This is a genomic window from Vibrio sp. 2132-1, from assembly GCF_033344315.1.
Window position 1 is genome coordinate 1 of the sequence record NZ_JAWPON010000427.1, and the last position, 651, is coordinate 651.

Below are 651 nucleotides of genomic sequence, written 5' to 3' on the forward strand. Positions count from 1 at the left end.
CTTGACCGAACCCTTTTACGAACAAACCTTTCTCAGCTTTTAGGTTGAACAGTACAAAGTCTTCAAGCTGGCTTAGACCGTCGATGATGTCACCGAAACGCGCTTTCATCTGACCAACGACCAATTGCCACATTTCAGTATCACGCTCAACAACCGTTGCGACCGCATCAAACGTCAGACGCTTACGTGCAAAAAGCTGTTTAGATGAATCTTCATCTTCGATCATCATCAATGAAACGTTTGGATTTTCTAGCAGATTTCGAGCATGGCGAGCAATCTGAGAGATCAAAACGAAGTAACCTTCCTGATTCTGAACATAAGGCGCGTAACTTACGTTCGGACGGCCTTCGCTGTCTACCGTTGCAAGCTGTAAAGTACGGCGCTCCTGACGAAATTCTTTAATCTCTGGCCCTAGGCGGCCTTGCAAACGCTCTTGTTTAACTTGTTGATCCATATTGATACCTGACTTTATTTCTATTTATTTGTCCCGAATTCTAGTTCGGTTATGTATGTTCGTGGTCGCGACTTCTCACGTTCTTGAACGTAAAAGCCGCGACGACTGGCTGTCTTTGTTAATGATTTAGCTCAGCTTGCATGGCGCGAAACGCCGTTACCTGCTCAGCAATAAGTTCGCGTTTTTCGTCACGCCCT

At 45.6% G+C, this 651-nt stretch carries 1 protein-coding gene and 1 pseudogene; both read right to left on the reverse strand.

Annotated elements, in window-relative coordinates; all coding sequences use genetic code 11:
* Window positions 1–454: heme utilization protein HutZ (hutZ, locus tag R8N47_RS25830; RefSeq protein ID WP_318186184.1), on the reverse strand; the 454-nt coding region annotated here is incomplete at its 3' end.
* Window positions 455–572: 118 nt separating this feature from the next.
* Window positions 573–651: pseudogene (locus tag R8N47_RS25835) on the reverse strand (heme utilization cystosolic carrier protein HutX); the annotation flags it as partial.